This is a genomic window from Pseudomonas syringae (genome assembly GCF_002157375.1).
In the GTDB taxonomy this organism is placed as follows: domain Bacteria; phylum Pseudomonadota; class Gammaproteobacteria; order Pseudomonadales; family Pseudomonadaceae; genus Aquipseudomonas; species Aquipseudomonas syringae_T.
On record NZ_MTSA01000009.1, the window covers coordinates 23,595 to 39,758 of the forward strand.

A 16,164-nucleotide genomic window follows, 5' to 3' on the forward strand; every position below is an offset into this window, starting at 1 on the left:
CTGTGCTTCCTTACAGGTTCATGAAAACAGATAACACGGTGCCCGCCTCGCCCCACTGCGCGAGGCGACCATCACGTCGGCCAAGTGACATACAGCGCCTTCGGCATCCAGGGAAACCTGATGACCGAAAAGGTATACGGTGAGCGATCCAGCAACATATCGTAGGGCCGGTGATGCACCTTCAAATCCCAGCGGTCCTGCGTTTCCTGCAACAACCCGTCCCTGACAAACCAGTTGCCCCGCAGACCTTCAACGCTGGACTTGCCGATGGCCGGCCAGTGGTTGATGACCGCAAGGAGCATCTCGTCCATGGTTTTCTTTTCTGCGTCGCTCAGCGTTATTTCGGCCTCGACGGGATCAGTGACCGCAAGACCGCAAAGCAACTTGTTGAGCATCAGGTATTGCTCCGGTGTATCGGTGCGTCCGTTGACCAGATACTGCAGGCAATGGACGGCACGGCGTTGCGCGTCTTCGCTGACGAACGCCCCCTTCTCGACCAGCCCCTGTAGGGCGAACAGCCTTGTGATGTAGCCCTGCACGATAACCAGTCCAGCGTTATTGAGAGTCATGGGAATATCCAGCATGTGGGTGGGTTTGGAAGGCACGCGAGGTTTTTGCACGGCGGCGGCCGGCGTGTCCGCCGTCTTTTTCGTACCGTTCGTGATGACGTCCAGTGCCTGACGCAGACGTTTGGGCAACTGGCTCCGGTGTGGCGCAAGCGCGTCGTACACAGCGGCCGGGCTGACCGGGCGCTGGCGTATCAACTGATTGAAGACGTTGTCGACCAGTGGTTCTGGCTCCAGCGCGGCCCAGTCACCGACCATCGACCTGTCCAGCACCCGCTGAAACAGCAGGGCCTCGCATTGCTGCGCGCTCGCGCCCGGCAACTCGATGCGGCTCAGGCAGTGGTGGAATGCGTCGAGCAGCATGAGCAGAACCTGGCGTTGCGGGGCGATGCTGCGCAAGGCATGGGCCAGCCAGGCAAAAGGCACAATACGTGTCAGCCGGAACAGCGCGGCGGGATGCTGCGCACTCTCCTTCAGGACCCCTGGCAGCAGATCAGGGCGTACATGAAACAGGTCATGCAGCAACCGCGTCAGGTCCCAGGCCACAGCAGACGAAGACGGGGCAGAAGAACCACTGACGGGCGCGCGACCGTGAAACAAAAAGTGACGCGCGACTTCCGGCAACCGCGCATCACGCAGATAAAGCCCCGAGTAATCCTGTTGATAGACGCCGGCGGCCAGATCGGTGACGGACGCGGGCTGATCACCGTGGGCTGGCGATTGTTGCAGCAGACAGACGCAGGCGTCATGCCATGAGCTGTGGGCCATCGCCGGAAGCCGGGTGCGATAGGCCGCGAGCATGTCCGCAACGCTGATGTTCAGCCGCAGGCTCGCACACACCGTCATGCGTGCGAGCAGTTGCGCAGCGCTGAGGTGTTGATCGCGCGCGTCGAAACTGACCGACCAGAATACCTGCGCCAATTGTTGCTCCAGCAGTGCCTGTGCGCCCTGCCAGCAGTCGCCCAACAGCTCGCGCCACTGCTTGAGGATCGCCTGCGGACGCTTCAGCCCGGCGGGCAAAAACGTGAGCATTCCGTCAGCAACCGGCGCAACGTGTTGCTGCGTGGACAGCCAGTTCAGAGCCTGATAACGGTCAGGCTGGTGTTCTATCCAACGGTCGAGGGCGACGCTCTTTTCCTGCGTCAGGTCGAGCAGCAATTGTTGTTGCGCATCCACACACGTACGGTCGACGGGATCGACCGGGTGACCGGTCTGCGTAACGGGCAGTTCAAAGGCGACGACTGTCTGCGCAGCCCCCCACAGCGGATCGCTCAGCAGATAATCGGCCAATTGCCGATGCAGCGCAGCGGTGTCAACGCCCGCCTGCCGTTCGAGCAGCGAACTCAGTTGCCGCCAGAAAACGGCGCTATTGAAGCGTGCAATGGAGCGTTGATGGCGCATGTGCAAAGCGGGCAGCGACTGGATCAGCAGCGCTGGCAACTGAAACCCCGGATCAAGCCGCGCCAGGCACGGCAAGTGACCGCGCCGGTAGCCATCCAGCAGGCGTTTGGACAGGTCGTGGCAATAATCGACAGCGTCGGGATCAAGCCATGCCACCAGGCGCAGCCAGTCCACTGCGCCCGCAAGGCTGAGCAATCGCTGACTCAACACGCGGTCGCTGACACCGCGCAGCTGTGGCGAACGCAACAGGTCGCCGAGCAGGTTGCACGCCTCCGGGGTAACGGGGTCAGCCAGTAACACGGCGAACCTGTGTGTCCAGGAATGCCGGCCACGGCGACTTCGCGAACCGGTGTTCAGATAGCTCAGCAGGCCGCGCCACTGAAGGTTCTGTGCCTCGACGGCCGTCGGCTGCTGGAGCAGATCGCTTTGCAAGCGCCTGAGCACTGCCAGCAACTCAAAACGATGGCCGGCGTGAGCCACCGATACCGAGTGAATCAGCAGGTCCAGCAAGGCTTCAAACGAATAACCATGCGCACTGCAAAGTTGCTGCAACGTATCGCGCACCAACTGGCGCCGATTGAAATCAGAACCTCTGGTAGACAGCAGGCAGGCCAGCACTGCCTGCCAGACAACCTCGACCTTCCAGCGTTGCGCGCGCATCAGTTGTTCTGCCTGATCGGCATAGGCGACAACGAAGCGGTGCGCCTGTGGTGCCAGCAAGCGGGCCAGCAAATCCAGACCTGATGCGTCCAGATGACGCAGCAAACCCTGGCGAACCTCAAGGGCCGCGCCCTCCTGGTACAGAAGCGCAGTCATGCGAGCGGGATCAAGGCCCGCCAGGGCGGCAAACAGCTCGGTATAACGCACACTGTCCTGCTCGATGGTCCGCCGCGTCTGGCCATGACGCAGCATCAGTTGCCAGTGCGCCCAACGGTCTGCCGGCGGTGAGTCAGCATGCGTGACAACGCGGGCGGCCTGTTCCTGACCGTGAAGGGTTTCTATGGCCGTGAGAAATCCGACATTGATCACACCCGATGGCCGCAATGCCTGTACGGCTCCAGCCATCTGCGCCAGCAACATCCGGGGATCGATTCGATAGTGCTGCGCGGTCCGCCAGACACTGGCCCGCATGAAACTGATGGTGTTGAACAGCGTGCCGCGGTCGATCAAAAGGTAACCGAGAATGCTCAGCCAGACCTGCGTGCTGAAACTGCTCGGGTCCACGTCCGGTACTCGATGCCTGGACTGCACGACAAGCAACTGATCAGCATAGGCACACACCACCGTGCCCTGCCACGGCTCCAGAAGGTGAACCACGCTACGCACCCTCGCCTCGCCCAATTGCCAGACGACACGCTTGCGCACCACGTCCGACTGGCCAAGGTCACGCAGCAGTTCGCCCACGGCCTCAGGCTGCACGGCCAGCAGTTGATCGAATACTTGCAGCGCATCCAGCGAATCCCCGGACCACCAGGGCGCGCAACCATGCTGGAGGTACCAGGCGAGAAAATCACGCGGCGAATTATTGCGTTGCAGAATGCGGAAATTCGGTTGGCCGGCATCGTCGCTCGCAAAGGCCTGCTGGCTCAGCAGGCGGTCAATGGCCTCATGCAGACGCACACGAAAACGCTGCGGCAGTTCGCTTGTCAGCTCATCCAGTTCGATCTCGCCCAGGTCCAGATGCAGGCGCTCGATCCGCCAGGTCTGATCGGCCGGGCAACGCGCGTTGAAACAGCGGTCCAGTTCCTCGGTAAGGCCCGTATTGCTCCAGTGGCTGAGTACATCCTGCAAAGCACCCGCCTGCGCCTCACGGTCAAAGGTACTTTGCCAACGGCAGCGGGCAATGACGTTGTCAGCCTGCATGCGGCACCTCGCTCGGCGCAGGCAGCCTCAGCAACCTTGCCAGCACCCGGGCGGCCGGTTCACGGCGCTCTGCATGGCGAGGGCTGTTATGCCAGAGGACAAAGTGCGGAATCATCGCGCGCAGGCCGACATGGGACATTTTCACGACGTTGACCATAACGTGCGCGGGCCAGTGCTGCTCAAGCAGCGTCTGGATAAAGGCATCGAAGCCTTGCTGACTGACCAGGCCGACGTAGTCGGGAAAGACCAGCGAAGCGCTCAGGCAGTAGTCCGCCGGCCCTTGCCCGATGTCCGGCAGCAACAGAATGTGTTCAATCAACAAAAAGCTTTTGCGCTGTGTCGCCAGCCAGTGCAACTGGTCCAGGTGCATCCGGTAATCGTGCCGGTCCAGCCGCCTGTCTGCGGCCCCGGCAATGGTCAGCAAATGCCCGTTGCTTTCATACAACTGGTGGCCAGTGTCCGCGTGGCACACCGAGATATCCAGATGAGGCTTCGAATAGCTGGCGGAGTCGCCGGACGACGCTTGCAGCCATTCATCGAAGTCCGGCTCATCCAGCAACGATTGCATTTTGCCGGCCAGCGCCAGCAGATGGGTAGAAAGCCCGAGCAGAATATCGACCTTGAGTTCAAACGCCGAAAAGTTGCGAAAGTCCTTCTGGGTCAGTTCGGCACGCTGGTATATCAGCGCTTCATCAAGCTGCCCGTCAATGGTCGGGTGACCGGCAAAAGGCTGATGGCGGTGCGGCTGCCTGCTGTCGGGCAGCACCTTGAGCGGTGTGGCGAATTCACGGTTGAATGCGCAGGTGCGGTAATACGACAGCATCCGGTAGTTCTGCAGCCAGATGCCTTTGACCACAATACGGCTCTTGGCGTCGCTGCCATACCCATGACCGATTCTGATCATGTCGTCGTAACGATCTGCCTGCTCGCCGTGCCTCGCCATCAAGTGCGTCAGCATTCGATCGCGCCGCAGCTGCGCCTCGGACACACGCTCCATCATGGCACGCAGCCCGTGCAGGTAAGCATTGCCCGGATGCTGCCGGAAACGCAGCCAGGCATCACGTGCGACCAGTTTGTCCGGTTGCTGGGGGTCGGCCTGATAATGGAATGCGTCATTGCCTCGCAACAGCGGGATGGCGCCGGGCACGTCATACAGGGGCTGACAGTGATACGTCACTTCGACACCGGAATAGCCCAGGCCTCGAGTGTCCGCGCTGCCCGTGTAGAGCGCGGTTTTCGGCAATTTGAATGAGAACAGATCGCTGACATGGGCCAGTTGCGAAAACTGATTGGCCAGCAGCTGATCGTAGACCAGCAGGTAGCCTTTGAGCTGACGTGAGCTGGCCACCCGCGAATCCGGCAAGTCCGATTGCAGGGAGTTGGCACCGATGCCGTAAGTATCCGGAAAGGTGTTCTGAATCGAGTAATAGGCCTCGATATTCCGATAGCGACCCTGCGGCAGCGACGGGTAACGGCATACCGCCGACTCGACACCGGAAGACACATGCTGCTCTCGCATATCACTCAGGTAATCGGCGGCCTCGGACAGCGAAGCGAGGGGGTGTTGCACGGTGCCCAGGGTGAATACCAGTGCGGATGAATCGATATCGGGAATCTGATCCAGGTGTATATCGAGCGTGTCCTTTGCCGCATCAGGGCCACTGAAGCACAGGCCTTGCAGTTGCTCCACGCCGTCGATGCCGAGGAGCAAGGCATGCAGCTCGAACAGGTTCACGCTGTCTCTCTTGGTCCCTAACGCATCCGGTCCGCTGACCCAGCCTTGCTGCAGGTCCGGCCCGTTGAAAATCTCGTCAGCCTCCACGCCCAGGTCCCGCAGCTGTTGGTAACCCTGGCGAACAACCGGGGGTATTACATAGGCCTTGAGTGCTTGCAGAACCCGGCTCTGCACATTGACAACGCTGGCCGTGGAAGAGAGGCGCAGCGTGCCCGCCAAGGCCAGGGTGCGAACCGCGATGGGTGTGGGCGTGAGGAAAAGCTCGCCCAGATTACGATGGCTGTTGAGCAGCGTCTGCACCTTGGCAAGCAGTTCTTTTGATGGCTCGACCGCCAGATGTACAGCGCTGAGGTAACGCCCGCTGGGTTGCGCGGCCCCGTCAGCCATGATGAGTTCGGCCTGAATGTAGATCGCCTCGACCACGTCGATGCGGTCATGCACCAGCTTGCGGTAGTCGTCGAGGGTGACCGGCGAACAGGTCAATATGTGCTGCGGCTCAAAGAACTGGCCGTCGTAGCGAATGCGCCCATCCTTCTCGGTCAGCACATCGTTGATCGGGAAATCCGCGCAATAGCCCAGTTCGGTGAGCGCGTAGCACAACTGGTCGAGAATCGTGACACCCGGGTCGCTCTCGTTGAAGTTGCTCCAGGTCTCACCCACCAAGTGCTTCAACCGGTCGATGCCCATCGCCTTCAATGCGTTGAAATTCAAGGCGTCGGACAGGGGCGTGTCGATAATGCAGGTGGCCTTGTCAACCATGACGGGCCTCCATGCTCGTCTGCTCTGATCCGTCATGCAGCAGGTGATGCTCGGCGGACACCAGCAGGCAGCCGCCAGCCGCCAGCAGTGGATCTGCGAGGACGGGAACCCCACACTCGGCACCCTGCCCGACCGGAACCAGCAGAAGCTGTAGCGAAGACACGCCCAGAACATCGGGATGCTGGTTGATGACGCTGGCCAGTTCGGAACGGCTCAAGCCGCTAGCGATGTCCATCTGCGGCCGGTCGCTCGCAATCCAGGGCGAAAGGTACAGACGCAGCCGCTGATTCAGGTCCTTGAGCACCGCATTGCTGCTGGCTGCGGGTGACAGCACCAGTGTTGCCTGGACTCTGACAACCTGGTGATCCAGGTTCCGCACGCCAACCACGGCCATCGCACTGGTGCGTCGGGCAATAAATGTCTGGATGGCGAGTTGCGCAGCGGCATTGACCAGCGGCCTGAAGGCATCAGGGTGCGTAGCGTCGGGATAGCCATTGACCAGACCGATGCTGACCGCCCCTTTGCGTGTCTGGCTTGCGGAACGCTGCGCACAATACAGCTCAGGGCACGCTTGCAGCGCCATTTCAATGTAGTTGCTATGGCTGCTGGCGCGGTCCTTGTGATTGAGCCGCATACTGACGCGCCGGTAAAAACTGTTCGCCTGATCGTAACTCGCGCTGCCTTCGGATGGCAGGCCACCCGAGGAGGCGAAAGGCTGAGCGACTCCCGCCACCTGCACGCACTTTTGCAGGGTCGACACAATGCTGCCGGGGCTGATGACAGGGGTTTCACCCTCTGGCACGGACACCACAGAACAGCGGCGCAGCGTCACCCCTTGGGTGTTGAGACAGGTCACTCTGACGTTCGGTGCGTTGCACGGCGCCGCGATGGCCAGCCAGAACCCTTCGGCGGGCATGACCGGCGAAGCCAGCCAGGAGGCGCCGCCCGCCGCCTGGGTTGCAGCAGAGGTCGCTGGGATCTCCAGCGTGATGATTCCGGAGCAGCTCAGGTTGCAGGTGCCATCGTCGACGACATCAAGGGCTGCCCAGCCATCGGCCGTCCAGTAAAAGCAGGCAGCCCTCTCGCTGGCGGAAACCACCCGGTGTTCGTCGGTGAGGATGTTCAGAAAAAGGCTCAGGGAGCCAGGCGCGACCAGATTGCTCAGGGCCAGATACAGGCTGCCGCTGCCTGCCACACCCGGATACAGCGGCAGCCGGCGATGCCGAATGTCCTCTTGCGTCGCCACCTGCGTTTTTGCGACCTGCGGCGTCAGTTGCGCGAACCCGCAGCCCAGATCAGGACGCTGGGCATCGTAGGCCAGATAAGGCCTGAACGAACCATAATGATAAATTTCCAGCGGGTGGTTTTCATCCTGCCCGCTGCGGACAATATCCAGCGACACGCTGGCCTTGTAACGGGCCACCAGTTTTTGCAAAACAGGCGCATAGGGCGGGTTGGGCAGCTCCAGCAACGAGTCTGAGGCTGCACCGCTGGCAGGGACGCTGCCGGATGCGGGCGGCGGGGTTTGCGGGGTTGTCGGCTTCGTGGTCGTGGCGTTGCTCATTACGCGCATGAACGCGCGGCACAGTTTGCTGAACAACGACTCACGGCGGGTGGTTGCCGACTGGATCAGGGATTGCGCGTTGTGCAGGCTGACACTGGCGACAACCTTGGGATAGAGGCTGTGACCAAAGGCCCAAGGAGGGTTCACAAGCTGTAAACGGACGTAGCCGTTCTCCGCCAGCCGGACAGGGGGCAACGGCGCCAGTGCCAGCTGCGGTGCCGCCGGGAAAACGCTGTCCGAATCGGGATGCGCCAGGCCCGGCTCGGGAAAGATGTTGAACACGCTGGTGGCCGGTGTGGGGTCGGTCGCTACTGCGGACGTCTGATCAGACGTGGCGTCTTGTTGCTGAAACAGCGGAGTCACACCGATACGGGTGGCGTCCGGCAAGGTTGGCGAAACCTGCAACAGCGGCCAGCTCTTGTTCTTGAGCATTTGCCAGCACACGCTGAAGACGCCAGGGTCAACCGCCGCATCCGTCCCGGAGGCCTCGACGGCGGTATACGCGTTGTAGGCCTGGTAATAATGTTTCAAATCAGCGGGCAGGCCTTCCCACGTCATTGACAGCCCGAACTCGCTCAGCGGCTTGGCAAAACACTCGTTGCTGCCCACATAGAAATTCTGCCCGACCACTGGCACCGGGCCGAACGGCTGAACGATCCCTGTCGAGGGGAGCACGGAACTGTCACTTGCCAACACCAGCCGGGTAAACCCCTCGACGCTCACACTGATCGAAACCGTGGCCAGGCTGCAGGGTTTATCAAGCCTCTGCGCGGGCCCCGGCAGTACTTTGAACATCGGCCACTGGCTTGCGAAACCGTCTATTGCCGTCCCGAATGCGACGATGGCGGGGGCGCTGTCGCGCAGCTCGAAATGCAGGGTCACGACACCCTCCACCGCCGTGCCGACCGTTTTTTCCGGCGTCACTTGTAACCAGGCTTTCTCGGTGCTGAAAAAGTATCGGCAGCCCGCATCGGGGAAACCCGTCACCGGCGTCTCGTCGGACATCAGACCCAGCGTGATCGTGATGGAGCGTTTGCCGCTCTGCAGTAACAACATCGGCGAAGCGATGGCGAACCCCTGCTCCACCGCAACGCCTTGGTCATTGCCAAAGGCATCCCAATAGCGGGTTCCGTGAACAGGGTCCTGAACCAGCTTGCCCGGATCGCTCACGGTGGCCGAGTACAGCAGCGCGTCGGGTTCGCCGACCGGATAGTACAGCGTGCGGACCTGAGCGATGGCCGCACGGCTGAGCTGCGCCTGTTGATCGTTGACAAAAATAATGTCGCTGCCATCTGCATAAGTGCCGGCCTTGAACAACGTGCCCGCCGGGAGCGTGAACGTGTTGTACCTTGGCGCCAGGCTCAAGCAGACGTGGACCTGATCTGCCTGCGCGGGCCTGGGGTTTTGAAGCAGCACCTGCCGGTAATAGAAATCGAGGTGCTTGCGGCCCAGCCCGTTGATCTCACGCTGCTGGACTTCCATCAGTTCGCTGAACGCCATCAGCAGCGCTGTGTCTGCATACCGGGTGGGAAGGTTCTGACACTCCTTGAAGGCGTGCCCCGCGTAGCCCACGACCTGAGTAAAAATGCTGAACACTTGTTGGTAGATTTGCTGCAGGCTTGCGTAAATGGCCTCCAGCGTCGGCGCAACCAGTGAAGCCTCGACGGCCGAGTAATCACGCACCTCATGCCATACCGGTTCAAAACCTGCAAAAAGCTGCCGATCCGGCGGTGCCACGCTGCCATGAGAGCTGATGCTCAGGGCCTGCTGCCAAGCCACCAGGCCCCACAGCAGCCCGGCGAGCGAGCTTCCGATCCGGGCGTTCAGAAAGGCATGCAAGACGTAGGAATCGGGAGACTGATTCATGAAATGCAGCCACCGGTCCAGAAGCACAAGCATGTTGCTGGTCAGAACGCATAGCTGGGACGCTGCTCCGATGTTGGCGACATCCCTGACCTCGGGCGAGCGGCCTGACAGGCCTGCACAAGCCCCCGCGTAGTAACTGCCAGGTTCCGTCTTGCTGATCGCGGCCATGAGAATGGCCGGATCCTTTAGAAAGAACCGGCTCCACTCCCCGGCCACCCGGTTGGACTTGTCGTAATACAGCACCAGCGTGGCGAAATCGGCAGCGAAAGCGAGCCGGTCGCGATGATCCCTCTCGTCCACCCTGCAACTGTCTGGGTCGAGTGCCGCAGCAAGGGCCATCCTGGCGTTGTCCCGATGCGCCCCCATCTAGCCACCGATCTCCAGATTAGTGCCTTCCAGCTGCGAGAACGGATAGACGTGGTTATGCCGGGTGTTGGTCTCCCTGACGCGATAGGTAATGGCAATCTGCGCTGTCGCTTCTGCCGCCAGCACCGACAGATCTACGCGCTCCACATCAATGCGCGGCTCACCGTTGAGCAATGTCAGCCTCACGGACTGGATGATCTCTTCCCTGACAGACGCGTCGATACGCCGAAAGACATAGCTGGACAGGTTGCAGCCGTAATCCGGCATCAGCGTGCGGCTGCCGACAGGCGTGTTCAACAAGAGGTCGATCGACTGGTTGATATTGTCGACACCGCTGCTCATTTTCAGCTCGAAATTGACGTCGTCGAACACGGGAGGATACGACCAGCCGGTTCCCAGAAAGGTGCTGTCAGCCATGCCGCTCAGCCTCCGATCATCACGGTGAAATCACCCAGCGCCACCGACCCGCCATGTGCTGTGCTGTCCCCCATCCTCACCGCCGGCACACCGTTGATCATGACCGTCGCGGAACCGGTGATGATCGTATCGGGCGGACCGACGCACACGCAGGAAGTCCCGATCACCGCAGCGGGCAAGCCGCCTATCAATACGGTCGGCGCGCCTGGCGGCAGGATCGGGCCGCCGACATGAGGAATGGGCGGCACGCCGGGGGTGACCATCGGGCAGAGATGAAAATCGGTGACACGAGCTGCTGGCGGCATGGAACCTCCTGGATCAGTTGATCATTACCAGCGCGGCCTTCAGGGTCAGCTCCATACCGCCCTGAACCTGCGCGGTGGCTTCACCCTTGGCACTGAATTGCATGTTTGCGCTGTGGCCGATATTGATTGCGGTGGTCTGCACATCGCCCGTTTTGCTCTGGATCTCGATACCGAGATCGCCTGTCAGGGTGATTTTCTGCGCAGCCTGCATGGAGATGTTCTGGTCACTCTTGAGGGTGATGCCCGACTCGGACATGACGATGGAGTTACCGTTTTTATCGCTTATTTCGATCTTCTGATGCTGATCATCAAGCACCACGCTGTTCTGGCCGGGCGTTATCAGCGAGAGGATTGCGTTCTTGTCGTCAAACAGGACACGCAATGCACTTTTGCTCACGATGCCTTTCAGGCTGTTTTCTTCATTCGGCGAAAACTCGCTGAATGGCGCATTCTTCTGGCTGTACATGCTGCCCAGAATGACCGGGAAACGCGGGTCCTGATTGAGAAAACCGAGAATGACTTCATCTCCGACTTCCGGCAAAAAGAACGTGCCCTGGCCATTGGTCGAGTAGAAGTTGGCCACTCTCGCCCACACGCCTGTCGCCTGGTCGTCGAACAGCGCCACTTCCACCTGGATTCTGAATTCGCCGTCCGGGTCATTGAACAACTGCAAGACCGTGCCATTGAACAAGCCCTGAATACCGGGCAACAGGCCCGCTGCGCAGGGTGCCTGCACCTCATGTTCCTGCGCGAACCAGAGCGGCGACATCCCGATTCGCGCCTCGGTGAACCAGTTACCGTCAGCGATATCGTGAGTAATGCCCGACACGAAATGGTCGCCGTCGAAACGCGCACCCAGACCTTTCAGGCTGAGGTAGTTGCCCGGCACGATGGCCGCGCTGCCCTGAAAACGTACTTCCCCGGTGATCTTTGACAAGGCACTTTTGAGCATCTGTGCCTGGGCCCAGCACAACAGTTCGGCATCGGTCTCGGTAGCCGAGGTCTGCAGGTCGTAGCTGCTCAAACCCACCACTGAGGCCAGTGTCTTGCTGCTCAGATTGCCCGGTCCGGGCATTATGTTTTGGGCGGTGGCAGAGATCATCTGCTGGCTCTGGAAACTCCATGCCGAGGCTTTGACCTCGGCCACCTGATCGATGGCATTGAGCTGTGCATTGAAATCCATGATGTCGTTGCCATAGGTCAGGGTCCGCACCGACGTGGTGTCCGCAACCGGATCGAAAACCCTGACCTGATTATTGAGCGTGCTGATCATGAGGCCGTTGACTTCGGCCCTCGACAGAATGAAGTCCCAGTCCGTTGCGTAATACTGGACCAGGTTGGGCAAGGTCAGACGGGTTGCGCTCACTGCAGCGGTCAGCCCGGCCCCCGCGATCACCTTACTGATGACGTCGCTGTCAGTGCTGGCACTGAAGTTTGCACTTTTGCGCCCTACCGTCATTTTCACAGCCTTGTCCTTGCACTCCACTTCCAGCAAAGAGCCATTCATGCTGTCGATGCGCAGCGCCTGTTGAGTGACAATGCCTTGAAACACCACCGTGTTCAGGCCGTCGTAGCCGACCTCAATGCTGACATCGTTACCCGGCACGAAGCTGGCTGAGGCGCTGACAGGAAAACCTTCATCAGCCGCGCTGCCGTCGAGCAACGTGATGGTGGCGGTGGCGATGCGATTGATCATCTGCTCCACTCGAATCGCAGAAACCGGGTAATTGCCCGGAATGGCCGTGCCATTGATCTTTACGGTGAAGCTGACAACACTGCCTTCACTGGGACTAGACATTGCCGGACTCCTGGGCCACCAGCGGCGGTACACTCAACACCGTACCGGGCTTGAGGTGACGGAACTTGTCCAGTTTGTTGACCTGGGCAATGTGCAGGTAATAGCCCGGATCCCGGTAGATATCGTCGGCAATCTGCGGCAGCGTATCGCCTTCGACAATACTCACCAGATGGCTCATGTCGGGCGATGCTTTCTTGTCTTTCCGGGCCAGCGTGACGCTGTCGATATAGGACGCGAACTCCAGTGACACCTTGGCGCGTAACGGCGTGCCGTCCGGTTTGAAAAAGGTGTAGCTGGTGTTGAAACCGGTCAACACACCGCGAAACGCCAGCCCGCCGCCCCAATTGATGATCACGTAGTTGGGACGGTGGACAGTGCCGTTGTAGTCATAAATGACCCGCGAGAGGTGCGCCATCTCTTCAGGCAGGTCGACACGTTTGCTGTCCACGACCCCCGTGCAATCGATGACCAATTCAAAGCTGAGCTTTTCGCTGTTGGTCTTGTTGTATTTGGACGTCGGGGCGCTGCTGTCGGGCGCCGACGCTTCGTTGTATTGAACCTGACGGCCCCACTGTAACTTTTCAGGGTTGAGCATGGCGGTGTACAGCCCACCCGCGACCCTGTCAGTGAACTTTTCATCGCTGTAGGCGACGATTCTCATGTTGCTCATCTGGCGCCATCCCTGGGTTAACGATCCGCAATGCGTTTGGCGGTCTTCTCTTTCAATAGCCGAAGACACTCCTGAACAACTGTCTTTTTCAGCTGGGCCATTCGCTCGGCGCTGAGGGGTTCTTTTTCCGTCTCGTCATGACTGACAATTCGGGTTTGAATCACCAGTTCACGTATTTCCACCGGCATGGTCAGGCGTCTCCGAAGAGTGATGCGAATGCCGCGTACTGATTGATTCGACTGTCATCGGCTTTGTAATACTGGTAAGCCAGTTCAATGGTTTCCACCAGGAGGTTGCTGTCCTGAGACTTCAATTCACTCATCGACCATTTAACGGGATAGGCCTTCACGAAATTCCAGCTCAGGCGCGTCAGCCCCTGTTCATCAAACAGGCTCACAATAATGTTTTTGGTCTGTATCGGGTTTCTCAGGCCATCGTCCATCGTCTCCTGACACCATTCGATCAGCGGAGAATCAGCCTGCGCCACACCGCGCTTCAAGATCAGATTCGAGTAGCGCGTGTGTCCGGGCAGGCGATAGTTGAAACGGTTCTCTCCGCCGCTGATCACTTCCTCGATAGCGGTTTCCTGGCTCAGCCCGGAGACTTCCTGAAAAGCAGCGTCCGTGCCGCTGCTCTCACCGGAAATCCTCACGCTGAAATAGAAACCGGTCAGCAGGTCTCTATCAGCCATTGGTGATAATCAACTGCTCGTGGGCAATCTCGATGGTGTCCACGGCCACCTCGTTACCGTCGGACTTCAAGTCCGTGCCCGTGATCTTGGTGGGCCAGGCATTATTCAATTGCCACTGCATCGTCACGGCACCCGCTTCATCCAGCAGCTTGATCAACACCGTACGGCGCGCGACGGTGTTCATCTTTATTTCGTCCATCCATGCCCAGAACGTGTTGTCGTTGACGAACACACCGCGTTTCATGGTGACGTTGCTGTACTTGGCGATGCCCGGCATTTTAATCGTCGAGAACAACGCGCTGTTGCTGTGCCGGTACTCGATGATCTGAACTTCCTTGTCCATGCCCGACACTTCCTGAAACGCGATCTTGGGCAACTGGGTTCCGAAGTCCACTTCGAAACGAAACTTGGGCATCGGCCATGTCGTGCCCTCTTTACTTCCGTCATCTGCCATAACACATCCCTTTCAAGATAATCCGAACCAATGATTGATTGAACTCGACACGCTCGTGATACCGGAACCGTGGTCCGGGTATCAGCCAGACTTGGCCTGCTCCTGCTGGAACGTGATGACCAGGAATTCGGCAGGTTTGACGGTTGCCACAAGAACGGAAACGCGCATGTAACCATTGAGCAGATCATCGGCCGTCATGGTACTGCCCAACCCGACGTTGACCTGAAAGGCGTCCGCAGGCGATGCACCCTGCAGGCCACCTTGTGCCCACACCCCCATGAGGAAGCTGGTGATCATGCTTTTCACGGCAGACCAGGTGTTGGCCGTGTTCGGACTGAAGACATACTCCCGAGCGGCCAGTTTGACCGACTGTTCAAGGTAGGTCATGGTCCTGCGCACGGGCACGTAACGCCAGTCCTGACTGTTGCCATCCAGCGTACGCGCGCCCCAGATCAGGATGCCCTGGCCGTTGAAGAAGCGAATTGCGTTCACTGACTTTCCGGAAACGGCATCGATGTTGAGCGGTTCCTGCTGCGAGTCCGACAGGCGAATCGGCAAACTGGCCGCCCCTACAATGCCGACGTTGGCTGGGGCTCCCCACACTCCGTTGGTGTTGTCATTGACGGTATAGACCCCCGCGATGGCGCCGCTTGGGGGCAGCGTGTTGGCACTCGACAGCACGTGATTGACAATTTGCTGGTAGACCGGGCTGGCGATAAGCAGCGCCGCCTGCAATTGACTGTTGCTCATCGGATTGGCCGGCGGCTTCTGGATCATTCCAAGCAGCGTGGCGACCGCGGGGTTGGGTGCCGAAGGCGGATTCAACAAAGGCCCCAGTTGGGTCGTGTCCCCGCCAAACAGATTGGTGAAGTCGATGTCCGAGGCCTGCATGATCGTGGTGCCGATAAACGGGTAGTAGCTGGCACCGTATTTAAGCCCGGTGTTGCCCGTGCTGTTGCGGAACGTCTGAATGTCCTGGGTATAAAGGATCGGGTCAGGGTTGGCGCCACCGATGATGTCGAACACACACATCGCGGTGCCCATCTCTTCGGCCTGCAACAACATGCTCTGCATCAATGTGCCATTGTCGGCCACCGACAACAGCGTCGCCTCGGGGCAGATATACATCGTCGGCTCGGGCTCATTCTGGAGCAGGGCCAGACCGCGCTGCAGGTCAGCCAACTGAACGTTGGGGTTAACCACCGGAGCGGCCGGGTCGGTCGCAGGTTTTTTGCTGGGCGGGCCATAGGGGCCGACCGCCACGATGTAAGCATCGCCGCCGCCGTTCTGATAGAAAAGCCGCACGCTGTTGTAGAGGTAGTAGAGGGTGTTCGGGTCTGGCAGGATCGAATAATACTGATTGTTCAACATCAGGTATTCGCCGGACGTCGGCAGGTCCTTCTGTTGAACCAAGTAATACTCCGGGCTGTATTGCCTGGCCGGGTCGGCGGGCGCCGGCAGGTCGTCCAGCATGAAAAACGCCTGAAACTCCATGAACGAAGAGATCTTTTGAGGCTTGTTGTAATACGACTTGCCCTTGTAGTCCGCTTTCGGTGTGTAGCCGATAAAAGCAGGCACGGCAGTGGCTATTGGCACGACCGAGTTGGCAAAGCCATTAACCTCATTAATATACACACCTGGCGTTGAATAGTTGGAAGCCATTGCTCATCCTTGAAGGAGTTGGGAATTAATGGATTAACGGATTGCAG

The 16,164-nt window shown here is 59.6% G+C and carries 11 protein-coding genes; all 11 read right to left on the reverse strand.

Annotation, left to right across the window (positions count from 1 at the left end):
- Positions 1–71: 71 nt before the first annotated feature.
- Complete coding sequence (locus tag BW686_RS12850) at positions 72–3,830, reverse strand: contractile injection system tape measure protein (RefSeq protein ID WP_084917212.1); 3,759 nt, start codon at positions 3,828–3,830, stop codon at positions 72–74.
- Positions 3,820–6,324 carry a hypothetical protein gene (locus BW686_RS12855; RefSeq protein ID WP_084917215.1) on the reverse strand — a complete coding sequence of 835 codons (2,505 nt, stop codon included), beginning with the start codon at positions 6,322–6,324 and terminating at the stop codon, positions 3,820–3,822. Before BW686_RS12855 ends, BW686_RS12850 begins: the two co-directional genes overlap by 11 nt.
- Positions 6,317–10,093 carry a baseplate J/gp47 family protein gene (locus BW686_RS12860; RefSeq protein WP_179149261.1) on the reverse strand — a complete coding sequence of 1,259 codons (3,777 nt, stop codon included), beginning with the start codon at positions 10,091–10,093 and terminating at the stop codon, positions 6,317–6,319. Before BW686_RS12860 ends, BW686_RS12855 begins: the two co-directional genes overlap by 8 nt.
- Positions 10,094–10,120: 27 nt before the next feature.
- Positions 10,121–10,537: a GPW/gp25 family protein gene (locus tag BW686_RS12865; protein WP_084917219.1), complete on the reverse strand. Its 417-nt coding sequence runs from the start codon at positions 10,535–10,537 to the stop codon at positions 10,121–10,123.
- Positions 10,538–10,542: 5 nt separating this feature from the next.
- Positions 10,543–10,842: a PAAR domain-containing protein gene (locus BW686_RS12870; RefSeq protein WP_084917222.1), complete on the reverse strand. Its 300-nt coding sequence runs from the start codon at positions 10,840–10,842 to the stop codon at positions 10,543–10,545.
- Between the two features lie 13 nt (positions 10,843–10,855).
- On the reverse strand, positions 10,856–12,640 hold the full coding sequence (gene vgrG, locus BW686_RS12875; protein ID WP_084917224.1) for a type VI secretion system tip protein VgrG: 1,785 nt from the start codon (positions 12,638–12,640) through the stop codon (positions 10,856–10,858).
- Positions 12,633–13,310, reverse strand: coding sequence for a CIS tube protein (locus tag BW686_RS12880; protein ID WP_218775747.1), 678 nt, complete (start codon positions 13,308–13,310; stop codon positions 12,633–12,635). The genes vgrG and BW686_RS12880 overlap by 8 nt, the downstream gene beginning before the upstream one ends.
- A gap of 17 nt (positions 13,311–13,327) precedes the next feature.
- The gene (locus BW686_RS26840; RefSeq protein WP_179149259.1) at positions 13,328–13,498 is read right to left on the reverse strand and encodes a DUF5908 family protein; all 171 of its coding nucleotides are present in this window, start codon (positions 13,496–13,498) and stop codon (positions 13,328–13,330) included.
- 2 nt (positions 13,499–13,500) lie between these two features.
- Positions 13,501–14,001 (reverse strand): phage tail protein, encoded by a 501-nt coding sequence (locus tag BW686_RS12885; protein ID WP_084917227.1) that lies wholly within the window; start codon positions 13,999–14,001, stop codon positions 13,501–13,503.
- Positions 13,994–14,416 carry a phage tail protein gene (locus tag BW686_RS12890; RefSeq protein WP_218775748.1) on the reverse strand — a complete coding sequence of 141 codons (423 nt, stop codon included), beginning with the start codon at positions 14,414–14,416 and terminating at the stop codon, positions 13,994–13,996. The genes BW686_RS12885 and BW686_RS12890 overlap by 8 nt, the downstream gene beginning before the upstream one ends.
- A gap of 120 nt (positions 14,417–14,536) precedes the next feature.
- Positions 14,537–16,117: a phage tail sheath family protein gene (locus BW686_RS12895; RefSeq protein WP_084917231.1), complete on the reverse strand. Its 1,581-nt coding sequence runs from the start codon at positions 16,115–16,117 to the stop codon at positions 14,537–14,539.
- Positions 16,118–16,164 lie beyond the last annotated feature (47 nt).

What these genes read in the sequence shown, in the direction of transcription:
- BW686_RS12850 (WP_084917212.1), bottom strand. Translation starts at nt 3,830, where the DNA reads ATGCAGGCTGACAACGTCATTGCCCGCTGCCGTTGGCAAAGTACCTTT.
- BW686_RS12855 (WP_084917215.1), bottom strand. Translation starts at nt 6,324, where the DNA reads ATGGTTGACAAGGCCACCTGCATTATCGACACGCCCCTGTCCGACGCC.
- BW686_RS12860 (WP_179149261.1), bottom strand. Translation starts at nt 10,093, where the DNA reads ATGGCCCTTGCTGCGGCACTCGACCCAGACAGTTGCAGGGTGGACGAG.
- BW686_RS12865 (WP_084917219.1), bottom strand. Translation starts at nt 10,537, where the DNA reads ATGGCTGACAGCACCTTTCTGGGAACCGGCTGGTCGTATCCTCCCGTG.
- BW686_RS12870 (WP_084917222.1), bottom strand. Translation starts at nt 10,842, where the DNA reads ATGCCGCCAGCAGCTCGTGTCACCGATTTTCATCTCTGCCCGATGGTC.
- vgrG (WP_084917224.1), bottom strand. Translation starts at nt 12,640, where the DNA reads ATGTCTAGTCCCAGTGAAGGCAGTGTTGTCAGCTTCACCGTAAAGATC.
- BW686_RS12880 (WP_218775747.1), bottom strand. Translation starts at nt 13,310, where the DNA reads ATGAGCAACATGAGAATCGTCGCCTACAGCGATGAAAAGTTCACTGAC.
- BW686_RS26840 (WP_179149259.1), bottom strand. Translation starts at nt 13,498, where the DNA reads ATGCCGGTGGAAATACGTGAACTGGTGATTCAAACCCGAATTGTCAGT.
- BW686_RS12885 (WP_084917227.1), bottom strand. Translation starts at nt 14,001, where the DNA reads ATGGCTGATAGAGACCTGCTGACCGGTTTCTATTTCAGCGTGAGGATT.
- BW686_RS12890 (WP_218775748.1), bottom strand. Translation starts at nt 14,416, where the DNA reads ATGCCCAAGTTTCGTTTCGAAGTGGACTTCGGAACCCAGTTGCCCAAG.
- BW686_RS12895 (WP_084917231.1), bottom strand. Translation starts at nt 16,117, where the DNA reads ATGGCTTCCAACTATTCAACGCCAGGTGTGTATATTAATGAGGTTAAT.